The organism is Streptomyces durocortorensis (assembly GCF_016901035.1).
Lineage (GTDB): Bacteria > Actinomycetota > Actinomycetes > Streptomycetales > Streptomycetaceae > Streptomyces > Streptomyces durocortorensis.
This window is the reverse complement of record NZ_JAFEUF010000239.1, coordinates 5292-10167: the sequence shown is the minus strand read 5'-3', so window position 1 is coordinate 10167 and position 4876 is coordinate 5292. Positions and strand designations below refer to the sequence as shown.

General features: G+C 72.7%; 7 protein-coding genes. 3 read left to right on the top strand and 4 right to left on the bottom strand.

What is annotated here, in order from left to right; genetic code table 11:
- Window positions 1-158 precede the first annotated feature (158 nt).
- On the top strand, window positions 159-797 hold the full coding sequence (locus JS521_RS29630; protein ID WP_205086013.1) for an HAD family hydrolase: 639 nt from the start codon (window positions 159-161) through the stop codon (window positions 795-797).
- 136 nt (window positions 798-933) lie between these two features.
- Here JS521_RS29630 and JS521_RS29625 read toward each other — a convergent pair whose 3' ends face one another.
- The 4 genes from JS521_RS29625 to JS521_RS29610 form a co-directional block, all read right to left on the bottom strand.
- A complete protein-coding gene (locus tag JS521_RS29625; RefSeq protein WP_205086012.1) occupies window positions 934-1428 on the bottom strand; it encodes a GNAT family N-acetyltransferase in 495 nt (164 codons plus the stop codon).
- A gap of 87 nt (window positions 1429-1515) precedes the next feature.
- Entirely contained in the window at window positions 1516-1905 is a 390-nt protein-coding gene (locus JS521_RS29620; RefSeq protein WP_307847970.1) for an isochorismatase family protein, read from the bottom strand.
- Window positions 1906-1925: 20 nt separating this feature from the next.
- Window positions 1926-2723: a hypothetical protein gene (locus tag JS521_RS29615; protein ID WP_205086011.1), complete on the bottom strand. Its 798-nt coding sequence runs from the start codon at window positions 2721-2723 to the stop codon at window positions 1926-1928.
- 206 nt (window positions 2724-2929) lie between these two features.
- Window positions 2930-3970 (bottom strand): helix-turn-helix domain-containing protein, encoded by a 1041-nt coding sequence (locus JS521_RS29610; RefSeq protein WP_205086010.1) that lies wholly within the window; start codon window positions 3968-3970, stop codon window positions 2930-2932.
- Window positions 3971-4041: 71 nt separating this feature from the next.
- Here JS521_RS29610 and JS521_RS29605 point away from each other — a divergent pair, with 71 nt between their 5' ends.
- A complete protein-coding gene (locus JS521_RS29605) occupies window positions 4042-4413 on the top strand; it encodes a cupin domain-containing protein (RefSeq protein WP_205086009.1) in 372 nt (123 codons plus the stop codon).
- Between the two features lie 146 nt (window positions 4414-4559).
- Window positions 4560-4763 (top strand): hypothetical protein, encoded by a 204-nt coding sequence (locus JS521_RS29600; RefSeq protein WP_205086008.1) that lies wholly within the window; start codon window positions 4560-4562, stop codon window positions 4761-4763.
- Window positions 4764-4876: the final 113 nt, after the last annotated feature.

The window sequence follows — 4876 nt, the reverse complement described above, 5'->3', positions numbered from 1 at the left end:
GGGTTGGGTTATTTCTCCTGGTTCTTTAAGTAGTTGATGTCGTGCGGCAGTGAGTCGCGCCGACGCACGATCCGGTGGGGGCCTACGGGGGACGTACCGGGTCGCGGCGGCGCACGACCCGGTGACGGCCCGGGGCAGGCCCCTGCGAGCATGCGTGTATGAAAATCTCTGCGGTGCTCTTCGACGTGGACGGGGTCCTGCTGGACTCGGCGGGCGCGCACCGCAGGGTCTGGGACGCATGGTCGGCGGCGCGGGGCCTGGATCCGGAGAAGGTGTGGGAGCTGACGTTCGGGCGGCGTCCCGAGGACACGGTCAGGGACGTGGCCGTCCATCTGGACCCGGCGGCCGAACGCAAGACGCTCGACCGTCTGCTGGCCGAGGAGATGGGCGGCATCCAGCCGGTCGAGGGCGCTCCCGCCCTCCTGGAGTCGTTGTGCGGGAGCCCGTGGGCCATCGTGACCGCGGCCCCCCGGGACTTCGTGCGGGCCAGGTTCGCCGCGAAGGGCCTGCCTCTCCCCGCCGTACAGGTCTACGCCGGCGACGTACAGCACGCGAAGCCCGCCCCGGACTGCTTCGCCTTGGCCGCATCCCGGCTCGGGGTTCCGGCATCGGAGTGCCTGGTCGTGGAGGACGCACCCGCAGGCATCCAGGCGGCGGTGGGGGCCGGGTGCATCGCCGTCGGCCTGACGACGACGCACACGGAAGACGCGCTGGGGCAGGCGCACATGTGCGTCCCGTCGCTGGCGGACGTACGGAGTCTGCTGACCGCCCACGGGTTCGGGGCCGACCGCTCGTGAGGTGAGGCACGGGTGCTGGCCCCACCATTCGAGGAGACGGCGGCGAGTGACAGGGCCGCCGGGCTCCAGCCGTCGACCGGTTGAGGCCGGTGTGGTCCAGCACGCGCCACGAACGTAGTGCCACGGGATTCAGGTTTCACCGACTCCAGGAGATGGCGTAGAACTTGACGCGTTCGTCCTCGCCGACCTGTCGCATACCGGCCGCTCTCATCACCTGCTGCGACGCCGTGTTGTCGTGGTCGGCGTCGCCCTTCACCGAGGCGGCACCCTCGGCCCGCGCGAGGGACAGCAGGGCGCGCAGCGCTTCGGAGGCGTAACCCTTGCCCCGGGCCGACGGGACGAGGCCGTAGCCGATCGTGACGTTGCCGTGTTCGTCCGGCGGGCGGTGGAAGCCCACGCCCCCGATCGCCCGGTGGTCCGAGCGGCGGCGGATCACGTACGGGCCGAACGGCTGTGGATCGCCGGTGGACGCGAAGTGTTCCAGGAAGCGCTTGGCCACGGACACATCGCCCTCGGTCGGGAAGCCGGGTTCCCAGCGCGCCTCGGCGTCCGGCCGGCCCGCCGCCATCTGCTCGGCCTCGTCCACGGATATCGGGTGGAGCACGAGGCGTTCGGTCATCAGGTCTCCCATGGCAGGGAGGTGTATCACGGGGTCCGGGCGGGGTGCGCGTGGATTTCGGGGTGCCACCCCGCGGCCCGGGGCGAGGGCACGGGTCGGCTACTTCAGGGACTTCTGCGTCGGGACCACCACTCCGTACAGGTCCTGGATCGTGGCGAGCGCCGAGGCATGCAGCTGCTCGGACGGGATGCCGTTCGGGTTGCCGGTCAGCGGCAGCGGGCGGGTCGCGCAGGCGTCGGCGACGACGGTGGGGCGGTTGCCGCGCAGGAACGCGCCCTGGGCCGTGAACGCCACGCACATGTGCGTCATCCAGCCCGCGATGATCACGTCCTGGCCTGCGGGAACGTGCTCGCCGAGGTCGGTGTCGTCGAAGGCGTTCGGGGCCTGCTTGACGACGACGGGCTCTCCTTCGGCCGGAGTGACCGCCGGGTGGGCTGATCCCCGACCCGGGCCGGGCCGGGGTCTCCGCCCGGCCGGGCTGAGGGCCACCCCGGCCGCGCCGAGCGCCGTCAGGAGTACGAGGCCTTGAGGGTCTTCACCGTGCCCGAGGGCAGGGCGAAGGACGCCGAGGCGAAGCCCTCGAAGGCGCCGCCGGGGCCGACCAGCGTGCGCGAGACGGTGGCCGACCAGTTGGCGCTGCGCCGGGTGCACGAAGGGTCGCACAGGTCGCGGCTGGTGGCCGAGGTCGTGCCGTCGTTGACCGTGCCGACCCGGACCGTACGGGGCTCGATCCACTTGCTCTTCGCGGGGTGCACGGCGATCTGGCCGCGCTCCTGCAGAATCCCGCGGTGGGTGCGCTCGTGCCGTCGTACGCAGACCTCACCGGCGCCGGCGTAGGTGGCGCACTTCTCCGCGACCTGGGACCAGTTGCTCCAGGAGGCGGTCACGTCGAAGTTCCCGGCGCTGGACTCGCCCCGGACCGCGTAGCTGCCCGGGACCGTCTTCACCGAGGTCCAGGGGGACGACCAGGCGGTGGTCTGCTGCGGGCAGCCTCCGCCGCACACCTCACCGAGGCCGCCGGAGGTGGACCAGACGTAGGTGGTCGGCTTCAGCCAGTTGCCCTCGGTGGGGTCCACGGTCACGCGTCCCCGGTAACCGTTGACCGCGCCGGAGGCCGTGACCCGCTTCTGGACCTCCGCGCAGACCGAGCCGACCGGCTGGGCGTTGACGTCGTTGATGGTCTTGCAGTTCTTGTCGTGGGTCTGCCAGGTGTCCGCGGCGACGGCGACGGTCGGGGCAACGAGGGTGGTGCCGACGACGGCGGCCGTGGAGACCAGGGTCATCAGGGTGGCGGTGAGTCTGCGCACGGGATCCTCCGAAGGTGAGCGGAAAGGAGACAGGTGCTCGTAGACCGGTGCGGTGACCGGCACGGGCAGGTCTGACGACGCGGTCCGGAGCGATATTGGTTGCATGTGCGACGACTCTTTATCCGCCGTACGGGTGAGTGCCACGGAACACCGATGGGGCGGGTTCGGGACGAACTGGCGCAAGGGGATGAGATGGTGGTGTCGCATCAGTGGTGGAGGGGTGCGTGCCCAGCCGCCCTGCTCGCTCGGACGCCGCCCTGAACCTTTGCTATTGCTGCTTCGCCGAAGAGGCGGCGGTACGCGCCGGGCGTCGTCCCCAGGGCGGTACGGAACCGCCTCCGCAGGTTGACGGCCGACGACAGGCCGACCCGGGCGGCGATCGTCTCGACCGGAAGGTCGGTCCGCTCCAGCAGGGACCGGGCCGCGTCGATGCGCTGCTGGAGCAGCCACTGCCCGGGGCTGACGCCGACCTGGCCGCCGAACCGCCGGGCGAAGGTGCGCGGCGAGAGCCCGGCGTGCGCGCCCCCCCGGCCCACGGAGAGGTCCGTCCCCAGTCGGGTCAGCGCCCACTCCAGGACCGGGGCGAGGGACGCGTCCGCGCCCGGGGCCGTGCCCATGGGGGCGGGCGGGGCCGCGTACGGGAGCTGGCTGCCGTCCCGGTGCGGCGGCACCACCATGCGCCGGGCCACCTGGGAGGCGTAGGAGGAACCGAGGTCGGACCGTACGAGGTGGAGGCAGAGGTCGATGCCCGCCCCGCTGCCCGCGCTGGTCGCCACATCGCCGTGGTCGACGTAGAGCACGTCCTCGACGACGGTCACCTCGGGGAAGCTGTCTGCCAGTTGGCTGCTGCGCCGCCAGTGCGTGGTCGCGCGTCGCCCTGTCAGCAGCCCGGCCCGGGCGAGGACGAACGCGCCCGTGCAGATCGACACGATCCGCGCCCCGCGCCGGTGCGCCGCCCGCAGGGTGTCGAGGACCTCGTCCGGTACGGGCCCGCCGGGCGGCTGCCAGCCCGGCACGATCACGGTGTCCGCCGTCCGCAGGGCGTCGAGGCCGCTCTCGACGAGCAGGGCGTGGCCGATGGTGGTCCGCAGGGGGCCGGGCCGCCGTGCGCAGATCTCGAAGGTGTAGTGGGCGGGCAGATCCGGGCGGTCGCCGCCGAACACCTCGGCGGCGCAGGCGAGTTCGAAGGGGGACTGCGGCTCGTTGAGCAGCGCCACCACGTGGTGCCGGGGTCCGGATGCGGGCATGGCAGGAAAGTACCTGAGGATGTCAGGCCGGACACTCGTGCGGGGTGGCCGTCGCGCGCCACGGTGGAGCCATGAGCGAGGACACGCGAAGAGACGCGCCGAGCGCCCTGGAGACGAGCGCATCGACGACGAGCGCCCTGAAGACCGTCGTCCAGGTCGACGACGTCGAGCCGCACGAGGTGGCCCCCGGCATCTGGCGTCGGAGGCTGCCGGCCACGGCGTACGCCCGGGGCTGGCTGATCGACTTCGCGGCGGGCACGGAGTGGCCGGAGATCGACGAACACTCAACCGAGGAGCGGTACTTCGTCCTGAGCGGCGAGGTCATCGACGGCGGCGAGCGCCATGGACCGGGGGCGTACGTGGTGTTCGCGCCGGGCAGCGAACACCGCCCGCGTACGGAGACGGGGGCGCGGATGCTCGGCATTTCGCTGATGAGCGCCTGAGCGCCTGAGCGCGTGAGTGCCTGGGTCGGGGCTGCCCTGAGCGCCTGGGCCGGGCTGCCCTGACCGCCCGTCCCAATCCCCTTGCCGAGCGGCTACGAATTACTGGTGAGAGACCGCTCAGCCCCCTCGCTCGGCAGGTGTGACCCATGACCGCACGCGCACTCCTCACCCCTGACCTTCCGCCCCGCTACGCCACGCCCGACCTTCCCGGAGCGTGCGTCCCGACGGTCCCGATGCCGACCGCCTCCTTCGCCGGACGAGGGCGCGTCGCCCGCCCCGGGGGCCGTCGCGGGGGTGGCACCGGCGGCGAGCACGGCGGGGAGGGCAGCGGCGACTCCGTAACCCCCTGACCCGGCCCCGGCTCGGGCCCTCATGCGATGCGCTGCGGGCCCCCCGGGGGGGGGGGGGGGGCCGCCCCCCCCCCCCCCCCCCCCCCCCACACCCCCACAAGACCGCGAACACG

Bases quoted from the DNA above. Each gene is read 5' to 3' on its own strand.
- JS521_RS29630 (WP_205086013.1), top strand. From the start codon at position 159: ATGAAAATCTCTGCGGTGCTCTTCGACGTGGACGGGGTCCTGCTGGAC.
- JS521_RS29605 (WP_205086009.1), top strand. From the start codon at position 4,042: ATGAGCGAGGACACGCGAAGAGACGCGCCGAGCGCCCTGGAGACGAGC.
- JS521_RS29600 (WP_205086008.1), top strand. From the start codon at position 4,560: ATGACCGCACGCGCACTCCTCACCCCTGACCTTCCGCCCCGCTACGCC.
- JS521_RS29625 (WP_205086012.1), bottom strand. From the start codon at position 1,428: ATGGGAGACCTGATGACCGAACGCCTCGTGCTCCACCCGATATCCGTG.
- JS521_RS29610 (WP_205086010.1), bottom strand. From the start codon at position 3,970: ATGCCCGCATCCGGACCCCGGCACCACGTGGTGGCGCTGCTCAACGAG.